The sequence below is a fragment of the Chitinimonas sp. BJB300 genome (assembly GCF_002735695.1).
Lineage (GTDB): Bacteria > Pseudomonadota > Gammaproteobacteria > Burkholderiales > Chitinimonadaceae > Chitinimonas.
Genome location: NZ_PDZH01000037.1, coordinates 21,522 through 37,979, shown reverse-complemented (window position 1 = coordinate 37,979; position 16,458 = coordinate 21,522). Strand labels below are relative to the sequence as shown.

Here is a 16,458-nt window from a genome sequence, read left to right as displayed (position 1 = left end):
CCCTGCTGATGGACCTGCTGTTCTCGGTCGTCTTCATCGCCGTGATGTTCTACTACAGCGGCTGGTTGACCTTGATTGTGCTGCTCAGCCTGCCTTGCTACGCCTTGTTGTCGTTCATGATCACCCCGGTCTTGCGCGCACGGTTGGACCAAAAGTTTGCCCGCGGCGCAGAAAACCAATCCTTCCTGGTCGAAGCCATCAATGGCGTTGAGACCATCAAGGCCATGGCGGTAGAACCGCGGGTGATCGAGCGTTGGGACAACCAACTCGCCGCCTATGTGGCTGCCAGCTTCAAGGTAGGCCAGCTGGGCAATATCGCCAGCCAAGTCGTTTCGATGATCGGCAAGATCGTTACCGTGGCCACGCTGTGGCTGGGCGCGAAGTTGGTGATTGAAGGCGATCTGACGGTAGGCCAGCTGATCGCCTTCAACATGCTGGCCGGCCGAGTCGCCGGGCCCATCATGCGTTTGGCGCAGCTATGGCAGGACTTCCAGCAGACCGGTATTTCCATGCAACGGCTGGGGGATATTCTCAATACCCGTACCGAAGTCACCCAGGGCAGCCGTGCCGCCTTGCCGGCCATTGAGGGGGCGATTGAATTCGACCAAGTGGGTTTCCGCTACCGCCCCGACGGCCCGGAAATTCTTCGCGGCATCTCGCTGCAGATCAAACCCGGTGAGGTCATCGGCATTGTGGGGCGGTCCGGTTCGGGCAAGAGCACCCTCACCAAGCTGGTGCAGCGCCTGTATGTGCCGGAACGCGGCCGGGTGTTGGTAGATGGCGTCGACCTCGCCTTGGCCGACCCGGTATGGCTGCGTCGCCAAGTGGGTGTCGTCTTACAAGAAAACCTGCTGTTCAATCGATCACTACGCGACAACATCGCCCTGGCCGACCCCGGCATGCCAATGGAAGCGGTAATTCACACCGCCAAGCTGGCGGGGGCGCATGACTTCATCGTCGAGTTGCCGGAAGGCTACGACACCATGGTGGGCGAGCATGGTACGGGCTTATCAGGTGGCCAACGCCAACGTGTCGCCATTGCCCGCGCTTTGGCCACCAACCCACGCATTCTGATTCTGGACGAAGCGACCAGCGCACTTGACTATGAGTCCGAACGCATTATCCGCGACAACATGGCCGCCATCAGCCAAGGGCGTACCGTCATCATCATCGCCCACCGTCTTTCCACGGTCCGCATGGCAGACCGCATCATCGCCGTCGATAAAGGACAAATTGTTGAAGAAGGCCGCCATGACGACCTCGTCAACAAACCGCAAGGGTATTACGCCCACCTCCACAGCTTGCAACAAGGTTAAGGGCGATATTCATCATGTTGAAATTTGAAGCATTCAAAGGCCTGTTGCAACGTTACCGCGCCGTGTGGCAAGCCGCCTGGGCCATACGAGACCAACTCGAACCCAAACCCAAACTGGGTTACGAAGCGCAATTCCTGCCCGCCGCCCTGGAATTGCAGGAAACACCGCCCTCCCCGATTCCGCGGCTTACCATGACGGTCCTGATCAGCCTATTTCTGATCGCGCTGTTGTGGAGCATCTTCGGCAAGATCGACGTGGTTGCAGTGGCCCAAGGTAAGGTGATTCCCGACGATCGCACCAAGATCATCCAATCGCCGGAACTGGCCATTGTGCGGCGCATTCTCGTGCGCGACGGCCAACACGTCAGGGCAGGTGAAACGCTGGTTCAGCTCGACGCCACCAGCGCTGGGGCCGATCGCGACCGTCTGGGGAGCGAACGTGGCTCGGCCGCCCTACAGGTTGCGCGTGCCCAAGCGATGATCGACGCGCTCAACAAAGGACAGCCACCCAGATTGCAAACCCCTGCAGATGTCGCCCCTGCTTCCGTGGCAGACGAGCACCGTCTGCTCGCTGGTGAGTATGCTGAACTGCAGGCCCGGCTTGCTGCGCTGGACGAGCAAACAGCCCAACGCCGTGCAGAACTGGGCACCAGCCAACAACGGGCCGCCAAGCTGCAAGATACCCTGCCCATCGTGAAGCAGCGGGCCGAAGACTTCCGTGGTCTGGCAGACAAGAACTTCGTGGCCAAGCATGCTTTGCTGGAAAAGGAACAAGCCCTGATGGAAACGCAGCGCGACCTAGCCACCGAACAGAGTCGATCTCGCGAACTCGACCACGCCATTGCCCAAAACCTGCGCGAACGCAGCAGCCTGCTGGCGCAAGCCAAACGCGCAGCGTTGGACCAGCTGAACCAGGCGCAAATCAAGGCCAGCTCACTGACGCAGGAATTGGTCAAAGCCGAACAACGCAACACCCTACTGACACTGAAAGCCCCGGTGGACGGTGTGGTGCAGCAACTCGCCGTTCATACCGTAGGTGGGGTGGTAAAGGAAGCCGACCCACTGCTGCAAGTGGTACCACAAAACGATAGGCTGGTAGTGGAAGCCCAGATCGAAAACAAAGACATCGGCTTCGTTTACGCCGGCCAGGAAGCAGAGGTCAAAGTGGAGACCTTTAGCTTCACCAAGTACGGCACCTTGTCCGGCAAAGTGCTGACGGTATCGAACGACGCGGTACAAGACGAAAAGCGCGGCCTGATCTACCCCGCCCGAGTGCAGCTCGATAAATCATCGGTGCGGGTGGAAAACAAGCAGGTCAACCTCAGCCCTGGCATGGCCGTGACAGCCGAAATCAAGATCGGCAAACGGCGGGTAATTGAATACTTCCTCAGCCCGCTGAGCGAGCATTTGCAGGAAAGCTTGCGAGAGCGTTAATGATCCGACCTGACGTGCCAAGTGATCGATTACCCATGCCGGACTGGCTGAACAATAGGAGCTGGATGAATCGGGAGATCCTCGTCTGGTTGCGTGAGAGCCTGAGGGTGAGAATCCCTTGGGCTATTACGACGTAATGTCTTTTACGCGCTGCGTCACGCTATCCAGTTGTTTACTCAGTGCCGCCACCTTTTCCGCCAGCGAGGCCAAGTCTTCTGCTTGCTGCGATACCGTCATGGTTTGAACCTGCTGGCTAAGCGCTTCTACCTTTTCCGTTAGCACTGCCAAACCTATCGCATTCCGCGACAGGATCAACTCATTGCCTTCTATACGGCCATAGAGACTGGTTCCCGGGGCGGCATGCAGTGCCTCTAGAACAGGCCCAGGCAAGCGAATCCCTACTGAATTTCCCCATTTCACCAGCTTAAATTCCATGATGATTCCGCGCGCTTAAAAGCTATACATTGTATATATTTCAAGCACTTAGCGCTTTATTTAAATGGGATATACGTTGTATATCCTAAAATGGTTGACCACTCCTTTTGTTAGGATATACATTGAATATCCATAAACAATGCATGATTCCAAAAGGAGCAAGGAACGATGACGCCCAGACCATTTCAACCCAGCCTGATTTTAATGACGCCGGCACTCGTCCAATACATCCGTCAGCACCCTGTTTCACCCGCTGCCTTGCTAGATCGCCATGTACAAGGCGATTGGGGAACGTTGCGATCTGCCCTGAATGAGCGCGAGCTATTGGCAGGCGGCGTGGTGACATCCTGTTATCTCTTATCGGCAGAACAAGACCAAGCCGATACGGCAGTCATCATAGAAACGAATTTGGTCACGAAGACGACCCGCATGTTGTTAGCGGGCGAGCAGACCATCTAATGGGCCGTGACACCACGCTGTTTCGTCGCCCCGGCTGCGCGGGCACGCAAATAGCGACTGCACGTTGATGTGCCAGGGGTCGAATCTGGCGGGTGACGCGGCCAACAGCAAGCTTTCAAGCGATGATGACGCCCACACCGTCACCCAAAACTACGCCGCCTGCCAGGACAGCGCCCGACAACTGACATATCTGCGGGAATGGGTACAATTACAAGCAGGTGAGTTTCACCTGGAATAACTATCTGGAAAAAACTCGTTTAAAGAAAGAGGGTTTCAAATCTGCGCCAGACTTAATTGCACTAACGGTCACGCTGGGCTTACTTGAACTAGGCTTTGAAAGCTCAAGTAGTTCTTCATCAATTTCTAGGTGTTGTTGTGCTCGCGTAGCTGCCACATAGAGTAGGTTAATTTCTGCCTCCAGCTCCGATTCCTTGTACTTCCCACCCAAGCATCTTGTTTGATAATCACTCAAGCTAATAAAGTCATCTGCCAATTTGACTTGCGCGAACTGCAGGCCCTTTGCTTTATGTGCATTTGTGAGTAGCCGAGTAGCTTTAGTTTCATCAGATACCATCATTGAATTGATGCGTCTGATTAGCTTTGGAATATCTTTGCCGTACTCTTCAACTGTATATTTCAGTCCCCGTAATTCAGGATCAGCTGTTTGATCTGCGCATGAAGATAACGCCTCAAACGTTTCAAATTGGCGTAGATAGTTGTCTTTGACTAATTCCGGTCGACCTTGCCTTAGGTGGTATGTATCTTCCAATCTCTTGAATTGGTAATTATCCATACCCCCTACAAAATAAATTTGATGCCCATCCGGGACCAAACAAGCCTGTTCAAATACACCGGCATTTGTTCTACAGATAGTTGTGAATGGCTTCTGATACGTCAGCTTACCTACAGCATCGTTTGGGCGCTTACCTTGAATAGACCGGGTTTCTCCCTTTACAAACAAGATTCGGTTTGCAACTTCCGCAATCTTTGCCCCAAAGCGATGCGACTCTGTGAGATAGAACTTTGAACCATCAGTGCTGGACATAGCATTCCGTGCTCCTCGGAATTGATATATCTGTTGATGGTGATCTCCAACAAGCACCAGTCCACACCGCTGATTCAGCACGAGATCAGTTGTGACCGGATTTGCATCTTGGGCTTCGTCGAACAAAATAAAGTCGTATTGGAGCGCTGGGTGAGACATCTGGGCACCTCGAAAAACCTCTCATCCATGGCATGATTCTGACATCCCAAAGTCAGCCCTCCCATCATGATCAAATCCAGTCTGTTTGCCAGTGAAGAACGTGAAGCCAAACTTGATCAGCTGGGCGATGCGCTGAAGGTCCTGGGGACGCATGTCGATTTTGCCGCACTGGCGGCAGACATTGACCGAGCAGCGCCTCGACCCAGCCGCGCCCGCGGTGGCCGGCCGCCGTTTCCGACCGAATTAATGGTTCGGGTGCTGCTGGTTCAGCAATTGTTCAATCTCAGCGATGAGCAGATGGAATTCCAGTTGCTCGATTGCCTGAGTTTCCAGCGCTTTGTCGGTCTACGCAGTAGCAGTCAGATTCCAGACCGTACCACCATTTGGACCTTCAAGGAGCGGCTCATTGCCGCAGGTGCGAGTGACAGCATCTTTGAGGCGGCCAATCGGCAGTTAGCCAAGCATGGCTATACTGCACGCGGTGGTCAGATGGTGGATGCCAGCATCGTGCAAGTCCCGAAGCAGTCGGTGAGCCGGGAAGAGAAAGCCATGATTCAAGAACGCGCCATGCCTGCTGACTGGTCGCCGGCGAAGCGCCGGCAGAAAGACCTGGATGCCCGATGGACCAAGAAGCACGGCAAGTCTTACTTTGGCTACAAGGTCTCAACCAGCGTTGATAAGCGTTACAAGTTGATTCGGAAGATGGTGGTCAGCACTGCCAGCGAGCACGACACCTTGCACTTTGAGCGCGTACTCGACGAGGGTAATACCAGCCGTGACGTGTGGACTGATCGCGGCTATGTGGATGGGGAGCGTGAAGCCCGGCTCATTGGACAAGGCTGGCGCATGCACACCCAGCGTAAAGGCAGAGCGGACAAGCCCTTGTCCGAATGCCAGAAACGTCGCAATCGACGGATTGCCAAGATCCGTGCCCGTGTTGAACACCCATTTGCGAGTCTGGCGCAGATGGGGGGCAAAGCCCTACGTTGCATCGGGTTGGCACGCGCCACCTTGAATCTGCACTGGAAGATAGCTGGGTACAACTTGCGACGCTTGTGCTATCTCAAGGTCGCTGGCGTGGTGGCCTTCTGATGCCAGAAATCCATCTGGATTGGCTGGAAATGGCCAATTTGGGCGGAAAAAGAGATGCAAGACGAGTGATAAGTTCCGGAACGGGCTGTCTGAAGGCACCTCAAGGTCGACTTACGCCGCTGTAATGCCAAAAAGTCGGGTTATTCGAGGTGCCCATCTGAAACAGTTTCAGATAGCCATCATGCAACATGCCGATCCGATCATCATTTGGCTCACACATCAGCTGCCATAGACGCTGAGCGCAATCGGCAAGAAATTGGCGATTTTCTTGTAGAGGATCAATCAGTTGTGAAATGTCAGTTACTGCTGAGCCTAAGAAGTTAACTAGCACTTCATGTACTTGTTCGGCGAGACGATAGTCACGCGGCAACCCCAGCGCTTCAATAATGGAAGGCAGCCTGAGTCTGGATATCAGTTTTTTGCTGTAGCGCTTACCTATGGCGGACATAGCTAAGCTATGGGTTGTTCTAGCTTCGACGTTGCTAGGGAACCGCTCTGCCGCTTCAAGTTGAACGGCCTTGTTGAAAGCTAAGTACAACATCCGTTTGTTGGGATGGTTTCGAGCAAATGCTTCCAATGTGGTGGTCTTACCGGCACCGGCAAAGGCATTGACGATAAGTTTGCTTTCATTACATTGATTTACTGCATGTTGTTCGGCTGTTAGTCTCATGGACACTAGGGAAATGAAAGAGGCTATATGTTGTTAGTGGGGAATCTCTTCATTGAGCGCATCGAAGAGAGGGTTATGCCAAGCTGTGTGTGGCTCAGATACTGGCTTTCAGTCTGTAGCAACAGGTTTGGTGTGGCAAGACTACCCGTACCGATCAGGTGTTTATATTCTTCTTCTCGGACTGTTACCAAGTCCAGTAGCCCAAGGGAATCTCACCCTCAGGCTACTCGACCACATAGTGCGCCCTATTGGGTTTGCACAGTGGGGTACACCCTGCGCCTACGCCGTTTCACGGCATGATGCTGTCACCCAAGGCGATGGTGTCGGCGATCACACGATGCGTGTTGATCTTGATGGGCTCACCCACCACGCGCACCAAGGTGAGGGTCTGCTGGGCGATAGCCTCCCCCTTACTGCGTGACAGAAATGCCACCGGCCCGACCTCGATGCACGATACATCGTCAATCGTCACACAAACCGCCACATTGCCGTCGTCGCTTGGCGTTGTCTCATCCAGGACACTGGGCAGTCCGGTGGCAAAGCGGGAGTTGATGACGTGGGTGTAGGTGGCCAGCGCCTCGTGATAGGTGGGTGTGGCCGTCAAATCCTGCAAGGCCAGGGCCGTGAGCAGGCGACGTAATGAGACCAAGAGACGCGGCTCATTGTCGAGCGCGGTCATGGCGGCCAGAACAGAGACGGTATCTTTCATCGGAGAGTCCTTTCAATTTTGCTTGGCCAGCCGATCCCCTTGGCGTCACGCGGACGCTTAAAAATCGACAGGTGGATGATTTAGTGCGGCTGCACAAACGCCATCGGTTCCGCCAGGAGTGGCACCTCGCGTAACGGCGCGCTTTGCCTATCACTCACTGGCGTTAGTCACACCGTTGCAATTTAGCATACTGAATTCAGTATGAGCAATCATGCTGAATTATTTAGCGTTTAGTCTGCTAAATATGACCTTCCAAGCCCGACTCACCGAAGCCCTTGCTGAAAGCCCGTATAACCAGGGAGAAGCAGCGCGTCGTGCCGGCATCTCGCCCGGTACGGTGACGATGTGGAAGAACGGCACCATCATGCACCCCGAGGCGCGGCATATCGCCAGTATCTCGCGGGTACTAGGCGTGAACTCCGATTGGCTGATTGAAGGCAAAGGACCAAAGCGGCCTGGCGATCAAGCCGACCCACACACGGCGGTCGTTGCGCCGCCCGGCTTTGTGACGCTGACCATCCCGGAAGCACTCAGCCCCATGGTAAATGCTTGGGCAGACCTCTGCCTTACCACTCCCCTTAACCCTGCAGTGCTGGAATCGGTGACAGGTCTGGCCAACAGCTTAAACCCAGCCTTGAACCGCCACCGTACCGTCTCGCAGAAAGGTCGACGCAGCAAATAGCGCATTGTCGGCAGGATAAGTGACCCAGGGAGCGGCGCAGCGTTACCCGGTGATGCGAACCCTGAGACTCGGGTTTTCTGGGTTTACGTGCAACGTATTGCGGCGAGTACGGCAATGGAAATCGCTAGCTTCCATTCCTGCATCTACAGCGGAAGCGACGAAGCCAAGCCCCCCGCGCTGGTCCACAGGAATTGTGGATAACAGCGCTTCTTTTACGTCCAGCGCCTGATTGAACTTAGCGTTCAGTCGGGCGCTTATTTTTTAAGCGTGCCCTATGCCTGATATGAGCGCCATGCAGTTCACCCATGAAGGGTTCTATACCGGAACGGATCCGAGGCTTAATTGAGCGGATCAGCCGGCGTGGGTTTTACCCGATCCGGCTTGTCCAACTCTGGATAAGCCCGCCCTATATAAACGACTTAGTGGAAGAAACAACTGATTGGGGTACTAACTAAGAGAGAGAGTGCGTGCAACCGCCGCGAAAGCCCTTTGCGATCAGCAAGCCAACTTGGCCAACAACGCTCCCTTGCCCGCAAGTCGAAGCGGTCATTTGAAGGGCCTGCGCAGCGGGAATCAGAAAACCCGCAAAAACCCACAATAAAGCCGATTAAGAACCTTATGGCACCACAGGCCCATCTGGCTGCCATTTGTGGCCTTGTATGCCTGTTTATGCGTCAAATAGAGCCATGCAGACACCGCGCCAACCAAGCCCGGGACTGTAGACAGGACGGATTGGCCCGTTTGTCCTGCCTTGCTCAGCTCAGGGTCGTCAGCCGTGGCTGACTCTTCCGAACGAAGTGAGGAAGTAATACTTGTCTTTTGGGGTTGTTTATTGTGTGTGGCGTTTTGCCACGCTTGACCGTGGCATTTCGCCACGTTCGTGGTGCCATCCGTGGTGTTTTGCCACGTACTGAGATCCACTTGGCCAGCCGCCGCTGGGCAGCTTCCAGTGGTCGGGGTTTTTACGCTTTGGCTTGCGCGGCAAGACCCGAAAAGTACCCTCCCCACCTGTAGCAGCTTGCATCATGCGTACAGCTACTCATCGGTCGCCACGCAGATACCCGCGTTCCTATCAAGTGACAAAAGCCAGCCAATCCCTTGCCGGTTGCACGGCGAAGCCGCGCTAGCAGGACGCACTTGGACACTCCCCAAAACGGCCCCTAAAAACCCCCAAGTTGTGTGCCCTTAACTCGTGTCAAAATACCCCCATACCAGACGCACCACTTTGTGGTTCCTAACTCGTTGAAATATAAGGAAAGATGGTGTTAACAGTTGTTATCAGTGTTAACGTTTTGAATTTAAGCACCTGATTCTTAAAGTTGATTTCTGTTAACAGTGTTAACACCCAGACGCGGGTCGATGGCGTGAAGTTGTCTGGACAAGTTAAGGACGACTTTTAGCGGGATAGGGTTCATCCAGCGGGGATGATTGAGGATGCTCGCGCCGGGCCCGCGTGTCATTTGGATTGGTGCACTACTGATGGGCCGCGCCGTACCCGTCCGCGTGCTGCACGAGACCTTTTTTCGGGCACTGGATGGGACGCCTTGGAAGGCAGCCGGGGTGTCTACATCGTAGACAGAAACCGCCTTTAAGAATCAAGCGTTTAAACGCGAAACGTAGACATTGTATACAGCTGTATACATTTTATTCCTTCTAATTCAGTGACTTACAGCCCGCAAAGCGGTGCGTCTGGTGTGGGGGTGATTTTGACACGAGTTAAGGGCACACAACTTGGGGGTTTTTGCGGCCTTTTTTGGGGGCGTCCAAGACGCCGCCAAAGTGCGTTCTGCTAGCGCGGCTTTGCCGTGCAACCGGCGAAAATATGGGCAAGTTTCTGGCAATAATTTGGCTTGCGCAGCGGGACCAGAAAAGTACCAACCCCTACCTCTGTGAATAGGTGTTTATTTGCAGGCAGGGGAATAGCTGGGTGTTGATGGTGGAAAACCACGCCGGAATGCTGTGCCAGTGCCCAGGTGCAAGCAATGGAAACAGGAACAAACGTGAGTCAACGCAAAGGCGTGGTGTCGCACGATGAGGCGGAAGCCGTCGAACTGCGGGCTGACCGTGAATTGGCGGCCCAATACCTGAAGGCGTCGGTGGAATCGCTGGCTAACCCGGATGAGTGTGCTGCGGGATTGTTGGGCCTGCGCGCCGTAGTAGCAGCCTTTGGCGGCCTTGATGGGGTAGCGTTAAGGTCCGTTTGCCGTCCCTCGATACCGGGATTATCTACACGCCCTACAAGATGCCACAAAAACCCGCCTTTAAGCCATCAAACTATCGTTTGGCTACCAACCCCTATGCCAAGCCATTTTAATGCCTTGAATGCCTGTTTATGCGTCAAATAGCGCCTATCTTGGCGAGTACGCACCCTTGGTTCTTGGTTTCCTCTTCTTAAACCAACCCTTTACCTTTACTTTTACTAAACCAACCCTTTACTTTACAAATTTGTCCCGGGTAGAACTCTCTTGTCCCACTTACCCGGGACAACATTTCTTCTTTTAAATCAAAGATGTCCCACTTGTCCCACTTGTCCCGGGTGAAAATCATTACGTGCGAGACAAATAAAAAAAGAGCGAGGCACATTGTGTGTACGCGCGCTCGTGCGGGTATGGGGCGGGACAAGTGGGACAAGTGGGACATCCCCGTCAATACTGGGTTTGGCGTGTCCCACCTAAGTGGGACAAACTCGCTGTACCTGGGACAAAACTGCTTTTTCGTCATTTTTTATGACTGGCCAGGGACAGGACAGAATCGAATAGCACGCAATTCACTTTTGTTTCGACTTACTATCTCTCCGTTCTAGAAACAAAGAACAGACTAACGCTTTGATTTATTTCTTTTGTTCCGAGTGTTCCCTATGTTCCGGATTACATACGCGTATACGAGGCTGCCTACGCACACATTGGGCGTGTGTATACGCTACACGTGTGCACACATGGGCGCGCAGCGGGCGGAACACCTGGATCTCTTGGAACAACCCTGTATTGATGCGGGTTTCAGCTGTTCCGGGTACCCGTAACACGCCTTGAGAACCCGGCACAAAAATGCATTTCGCTTCAAATCTGAGGTGAACGCCGTGGGTGGAAGTCATAAGCACCGCGATTGTAACGCAGACCGCCTGTACTCATCCACGTTGTTGCGCCCGGCCACGCTGTTGCCTTAACAAAATCCCCTTCGCCTAGCGGTAGATTGGGGTCCGAATTACCCGCAACAAGTAAAGCCCAGGAAGAACCTAACCCCGGCCCCCCTGCAACAATCTGCAACACGTACCGATGCCGCGTGCCATCCCCGTCATAGGGGGACGGGGGAGCAGCATTGCGGTTACTTGGCCAAGCCGGACACCAGGTGCTCACTTTGGATGTCACCAACCCAGTTCGGGCCGGCCAACGATTTTCCCATGGGAAAATTTTTAGGTCGTCCGCTCGATGGGAGCAAGTTTCGGCTGGCATGGCGCACGAGCGCTTCACTGCGTTTACCTATCGGCTGATTGCCAGTTGATCAACCGCTGCGCGCCGCGTTTCCCTATGCGTTAATGCATCCACAGTGTTTAAGATCGTCGTGGCCAAGTCGAACACCAAGTTGCTCGATAATCCCGTTGGGTGTCGCCATCACAGTTCGTGCCGCCCAATCATTTTCCCATGGGAAAATTTCTAGACCGTTCTCCTGACGAGAGTGGGCTTCAACGGCCTCGGTACGCGAGCGCTACGCTGCGTTTACCCAAAGTCAAATTGCCGGTAGTTTGTGCCGTCCAAACATTTTCCCATGGGAAAATTTTGAGCGCGCCACCCGAGCAAGCATTCGAGAATGTTGGTACGTGGACACCATTTCTACATCTCGAAGTCGTTGCTGGTGTCTTCTTGTAACAGCGCTTCAGATTCCCGCTCTGCGATAGCGACGCCTTTTTCATAATCCTGTTAATAGCGAGACACGTGCGCCATCCTGGTCGGTCATGACATCACCCTCAACGACGGTGAAACCACCGGGGTATCGTTTGACGATAGTACGGCTAACAACATGTCCATTTGCCATTGCTTATCAACTTTTGAATTGAATGACTGCGCGTTGAGTGCCGCATAAGCTGACTGTTTGAACCTTGAGCACTCTCACCATTTTCCCATAGGAAAATTTATCAGAACGCCAACAAAGTAGCGGAACCATCGTTCTATGGATTTGCGTTTGAAACGGGTCGAAACCAATTAACTGGTCGAATAGCCCAATGAATTCTCACCTCTGGCTACTCGATCACCTATAGGGTCCGTTTCCAACGCCATATTGCCGACGCGCAGCAGACATGAGACAAGTACTTAGCGTGATGCTGCAACGCCTCAGCAGCAGCAAAATCCTTCCCCGCCGTTCGACATGTGCTCGTAACGGCGGCCAATCGTAATGACATCAGTCCTTGCTCATTCCCTTGAGAATGACATTCAGCTTATTGACCACCTCGTCACTGACACCAGGATTACAGGCAAGATAAGTTTCTATGGGGTCATAGGTCAGTAACGGCACAATTTGTCCAGTCCAGCCATTCGCATTGATCTGCGCTTCAGCCTCTAACTGACTGGAGACCCAAAGATCAATGCGCTTAGCCAAGAGTTTGCGTGGATTGACTTCGTCAGTCATAGCAGTATCAACAATAAAACCCTTGGCGCGCAGAGAAGTATCGCGCGCGTCAGCGTTGTGGGTACCGATCCTGAACGGACGCGCATCCTCCAGGGTATTCAGATGGATATTTGCATCAGCCAATCCGTAAAGCACCGAGGTAAATATAGCCAACGGGCCTACCCACTTGAACTTCGGCTCTCGCTCGGCTGTACGTAACGTGGAAAATACACACACATTGGACTTTTCCAAGGCCATTTTATAAGCCCGCGCCCAAGGCATTATCTCCATGGTATAGGGCAGCTTCGCGAGGCTCATTAGCTTGTTTATCTTGTCGACTCTGATGCCTACAATCTTGCCATTGACCATCATGCTGTACGGGGGAGCCTCCTCCGCCGCCAAGAGAAGTTCATCAACCGTCTCTTTTGCCTGGACGGCCACCGCAGCAAAAAGCATGCACAAAATAGCTTGGGCGCGCAGCATCGTTACTCCTTTTCCACGGAATCGCACTGGCACGCATGGTGGCCTGCAGTGTACTCATGTAAGGTAATAGACCATTTGTTGCTGCACCGCATCCTGGACATCTAAGATCATTTGCGGGATCGCCATTAAGCCACGCCACGGCGATGTCCTACCCGTTGCTATGGATCTGAGTTCTCCTCAGGCCTCACGCGTTATACGCAGCGCAGCAAAACGGGTCATGGCTAGATACGCTGAGGTTATCCAGGCTCTGGCGAAACGATCAGCCGAAGAGCGCTGACACGGTGCATACCGCGTGACGAAGTCATCATCACAGCGCGGGCCAGCGGGGAAAAGTGCGCACTAGTTCGCACCAGGTACGCACCCCCTTACGCGCGCGAACCTGCGAACTGTCACGCTGTAGACTTCAACATAGGCTGGAACTTGTAACAGCAGGTTCGCTCATAAACGACGATGGTGTCATCGGGCAGCCATGTCCAAGCCATTGATCACATCGAACCGGTGACCAATAAACCAGTCCAGTGCAGCTTGGGCTTCTGGTCTGCCACTTAATTCCAACACGATATTGCGCAACTCCCCGGCATCGACGACTAGGCGGTGTGCGTAGAGATAGATGTCGACATGGCCGGGTTTGATATCCAGCAGTTCAATGCGCATTTTAAATTCGGGCACGAAAACGCTCAGGCAATGGTCGGGCGACATCGTATAGGTCAGTGAAGCTTTTTCCAGTTTCAACTGCCGGGATGCACCCGCCATAGAAGACCACCTGACTATCGAGCTATACGCTTCGTCGTGCTTTTGTGCGCAACGTTCGCATATCGCCCGGCCGTTACGCTCGACTTTTCTGCTGCCGCTGATCAGGTTACAGGCAGGGCATAACCAGGCAATCAGGTCCCGTGTACCCAACATGGATTGCATGCGCTTTTTTCTCTCTTCATCCGACATGGGGTTGACCTGTTTCAAGGTGGCTCAAGCGCACGCTTCTCTAAATCGACTGCCGCTCTTTCGTCATCCACTCCGTCGTATGCCGGATAAGCGATTGAGAGGACTGATCGTATTCCGCCACATTGCCCTGACTGTGGAGGATGGCTTGACGACCTTCCTGCACGCCCTTCAATAGGGCAGTCATATACTCACTGTGTCGCTTATCCAGTTCACGCAGCTGCTCGGCGCGATCCATGCCCTTGTAGATGCGCTTGGGCGCCGCGGGCGTGCCGGTTGTGTAGACTTTCCGCCAGCGTAGATAGCCCCACACGTAATAGAACTCGTGATTCAGCTTGCCGCGATTCAGATAGGTCTTTTTGCCACTGCGAAAAGCTTCAATTTCACGGTCGCACTCGGCCATTTCTTCCTTTGCTTTTTGCAACGTGGCTTGGCGCTGTTGCGGTGTGACGCCCTTGGCGGGCTTTTGCTTGTTATCTATCTCACGCTGCAGCGTTTCTGCCTCCTGCGCCTTTAACGTTCGCTGGGCTTCCAGCTTGGCCACCTTGGCATCCACCAGCTTCTTGAGCTGGCCATCTGTCTTTTTGCCATAGGGGTCAACACCGGGAAACCAGTTTGCATCATCTTCACTTTGCAACTTGAACCAGGCGCGTGAGTCATGCACATAGCGGTCAAACAGCGCGATGATGGGTTGGTGTTGTTGTGCATCCAAACGGGCATCCCGCCAGATCGGTTCGATGTCTTTCCATTCTTCAAACTTCTCTGTCTGCGCCAGGGCGACGACGGCATCTTTTGCATAGATTGCCGCGCCGACCACATTGCCTGGGCCAGCTCGGGCTGCACTACTTGCCACCTTCAGCGCCCGTTGCAATGCGGGCTGCTGCAGTAGCTTCAGCTCTTCCTGCAATTCCTCATCTGCAAGCTTTATATCTTCAATGTCCTGTATGCGTGACGTGGTCTCGGCAGCCTGTAAATCCGGTAACTGGTGGATATTGCCCAAGCGCAGTTTGCGCCAAGCCAGGTAATGCGCATATTGCTGGCGCATGACGTCGGTAATGGTCGCGGGCGGCTGGGTTTCTTCAGGAAAGAGGGGGTCCTTGAGGCCTGCCGGCTCAACCTTGCCTTTGCGGGTCGCCGTGATATAGGCGTTGAATGCTTGCTTGAGCGAGGGGGAAATCTCATACATCGCTTTGACGATAGGACCCATTTCTTGTGGCAATGCCAGGCGCACACCCGCAATCCGGGCCTCCCGGTACATCTGCGCCAGCGCTATCTGCGACAGCTTGTCGGCATGGCTGGGCGAACGGCCTTGATCTTTGGGCGGGTAGCCGCCCCCCACATCCGCATGCACACCGGGGTACACCACTTCCTTGCAGTTGGCAGGCAAGGTATTGCCACGACAAACCGAATCCAGGGGGAAGGAGCCGCGCACCTCGTGTGCCGATACCAGATGCACGCAACGGCGCACCTCGCTGGGGATAGCCAGATTCTCGCCATCGGCCCAACCCATATGGCCATCGGCCACCAGCATGCCATGCGCCAGCCCCACCGACGCCACCGTATCAAATACCCCTAGGAAATCGATCTGGAGTGGAATGCCGACAATGCTGCCGCCGTAGGCTTCCAGCAGCCAGTTCACAAAGACACGCGCTTCCGCCGCCCCCCGCGAAAAGCCAAAGGCAGAGATATGGATTCGGGTCAGCTTGGGCTTGGCCGGAAGCCGATACCTTGCCGCTTCTGCCAGGGTCTCGGCCCGCTCACGCAGCAACGCCATGCGGTCACGCCTGATCGCCATGCGCTGTGCAGCTTCCACGCGTTCATGGCTCGGCGTCAGGGGCGACGCCACCACCGCCATATCCGCGGCATTCCTGAGCATCACCTCCCGGCTCTCAAAGGCGCTGTTGGCGAGCTCACCGTCCTTCTGTGCATCGGGAAAACTGCACCCCACCAAGATCTGGTGCAGGTGTTCGGTAATTTGCAACAAGGCCCAGACGATGCGGGCCTCGCCCCCCATAGCAAGCCCCAGGCCGCCGGTACGCTCATGTCCTTGGCCGGTATCTTTGATTTCAGGAAAGGCCGAGCCTAATCCGGGGATATAGCTTTTACGGTAGTACTTCAACTCTTGCGGATGAACCCCCCCGCTCACCGGCAAATCGGGTCGGCCCCCATAGGTGGGCTTAATCCGGCTGGGCGTACCTAGGCAAGCCTCAAACAAGCGCGCCACATTGCTTTGCGCATGATCGGGGGTATCCCGATACTTGTTGTTATTGGTGCCATCAAAAAAGAAGCTGAGGAAGATTTCCTGATTGCAGGGGGCTGGGTCTTTGACGCTCGGGATAACCGGCGGATTCAATTGCCTACGAACCCTAAATTCAGCCGCGGTAAGTTCAAGTGGATTTTCACGGCATGATTCAGCTAAACGTACATTCATAGCTAT

The 16,458-nt window shown here is 54.3% G+C and carries 14 protein-coding genes; 6 read left to right on the top strand and 8 right to left on the bottom strand.

The window, feature by feature from the left end; translation table 11 throughout:
- Together CSQ89_RS08475 and CSQ89_RS08470 are read left to right on the top strand one after the other, a co-directional pair.
- Nucleotides 1-1,316: type I secretion system permease/ATPase (locus CSQ89_RS08475; RefSeq protein ID WP_143747059.1), on the top strand; the 1,316-nt coding region annotated here is incomplete at its 5' end.
- Nucleotides 1,317-1,330: 14 nt separating this feature from the next.
- A complete protein-coding gene (locus CSQ89_RS08470) occupies nucleotides 1,331-2,749 on the top strand; it encodes an HlyD family type I secretion periplasmic adaptor subunit (RefSeq protein WP_099405734.1) in 1,419 nt (472 codons plus the stop codon).
- 126 nt (nucleotides 2,750-2,875) lie between these two features.
- On the opposite strand, the gene CSQ89_RS08465 is transcribed toward CSQ89_RS08470, so the two are convergent.
- Nucleotides 2,876-3,184 (bottom strand): hypothetical protein, encoded by a 309-nt coding sequence (locus tag CSQ89_RS08465; RefSeq protein WP_099405733.1) that lies wholly within the window; start codon nucleotides 3,182-3,184, stop codon nucleotides 2,876-2,878.
- 168 nt (nucleotides 3,185-3,352) lie between these two features.
- On the opposite strand from CSQ89_RS08465, the gene CSQ89_RS08460 reads away from it, so the two are divergent.
- Nucleotides 3,353-3,643: a hypothetical protein gene (locus tag CSQ89_RS08460; RefSeq protein ID WP_099405732.1), complete on the top strand. Its 291-nt coding sequence runs from the start codon at nucleotides 3,353-3,355 to the stop codon at nucleotides 3,641-3,643.
- Between the two features lie 238 nt (nucleotides 3,644-3,881).
- Here CSQ89_RS08460 and CSQ89_RS08455 read toward each other — a convergent pair whose 3' ends face one another.
- The gene (locus CSQ89_RS08455; RefSeq protein WP_099405731.1) at nucleotides 3,882-4,847 is read right to left on the bottom strand and encodes a UvrD-helicase domain-containing protein; all 966 of its coding nucleotides are present in this window, start codon (nucleotides 4,845-4,847) and stop codon (nucleotides 3,882-3,884) included.
- Between the two features lie 66 nt (nucleotides 4,848-4,913).
- Between CSQ89_RS08455 and CSQ89_RS08450 the strand changes: the two genes are divergently transcribed.
- Entirely contained in the window at nucleotides 4,914-5,939 is a 1,026-nt protein-coding gene (locus CSQ89_RS08450) for an IS5 family transposase (RefSeq protein WP_099405730.1), read from the top strand.
- A gap of 100 nt (nucleotides 5,940-6,039) precedes the next feature.
- Here CSQ89_RS08450 and CSQ89_RS08445 read toward each other — a convergent pair whose 3' ends face one another.
- Nucleotides 6,040-6,609, bottom strand: a complete 570-nt coding sequence (locus CSQ89_RS08445; RefSeq protein ID WP_099405729.1) for an AAA family ATPase — start codon at nucleotides 6,607-6,609, stop codon at nucleotides 6,040-6,042.
- 289 nt (nucleotides 6,610-6,898) lie between these two features.
- Nucleotides 6,899-7,318, bottom strand: a complete 420-nt coding sequence (locus tag CSQ89_RS08440) for a hypothetical protein (RefSeq protein WP_099405728.1) — start codon at nucleotides 7,316-7,318, stop codon at nucleotides 6,899-6,901.
- Nucleotides 7,319-7,529: 211 nt separating this feature from the next.
- Here CSQ89_RS08440 and CSQ89_RS08435 point away from each other — a divergent pair, with 211 nt between their 5' ends.
- Both CSQ89_RS08435 and CSQ89_RS22035 read left to right on the top strand, forming a co-directional pair.
- On the top strand, nucleotides 7,530-8,000 hold the full coding sequence (locus tag CSQ89_RS08435) for a helix-turn-helix domain-containing protein (RefSeq protein WP_099405727.1): 471 nt from the start codon (nucleotides 7,530-7,532) through the stop codon (nucleotides 7,998-8,000).
- A gap of 2,000 nt (nucleotides 8,001-10,000) precedes the next feature.
- A complete protein-coding gene (locus tag CSQ89_RS22035; RefSeq protein ID WP_139023097.1) occupies nucleotides 10,001-10,345 on the top strand; it encodes a hypothetical protein in 345 nt (114 codons plus the stop codon).
- A 1,558-nt stretch (nucleotides 10,346-11,903) separates the two neighbouring features.
- Here the strand turns inward: CSQ89_RS22035 and CSQ89_RS23500 are convergent.
- The 4 genes from CSQ89_RS23500 to CSQ89_RS08415 form a co-directional block, all read right to left on the bottom strand.
- Nucleotides 11,904-12,029, bottom strand: a complete 126-nt coding sequence (locus CSQ89_RS23500) for a hypothetical protein (RefSeq protein ID WP_255408626.1) — start codon at nucleotides 12,027-12,029, stop codon at nucleotides 11,904-11,906.
- Nucleotides 12,030-12,392: 363 nt separating this feature from the next.
- Entirely contained in the window at nucleotides 12,393-13,082 is a 690-nt protein-coding gene (locus CSQ89_RS08425) for a substrate-binding periplasmic protein (RefSeq protein ID WP_099405725.1), read from the bottom strand.
- A 456-nt stretch (nucleotides 13,083-13,538) separates the two neighbouring features.
- On the bottom strand, nucleotides 13,539-14,042 hold the full coding sequence (locus tag CSQ89_RS22030) for a hypothetical protein (RefSeq protein WP_143747058.1): 504 nt from the start codon (nucleotides 14,040-14,042) through the stop codon (nucleotides 13,539-13,541).
- A 22-nt stretch (nucleotides 14,043-14,064) separates the two neighbouring features.
- Complete coding sequence (locus tag CSQ89_RS08415; protein WP_099405723.1) at nucleotides 14,065-16,452, bottom strand: T6SS phospholipase effector Tle1-like catalytic domain-containing protein; 2,388 nt, start codon at nucleotides 16,450-16,452, stop codon at nucleotides 14,065-14,067.
- Nucleotides 16,453-16,458: the final 6 nt, after the last annotated feature.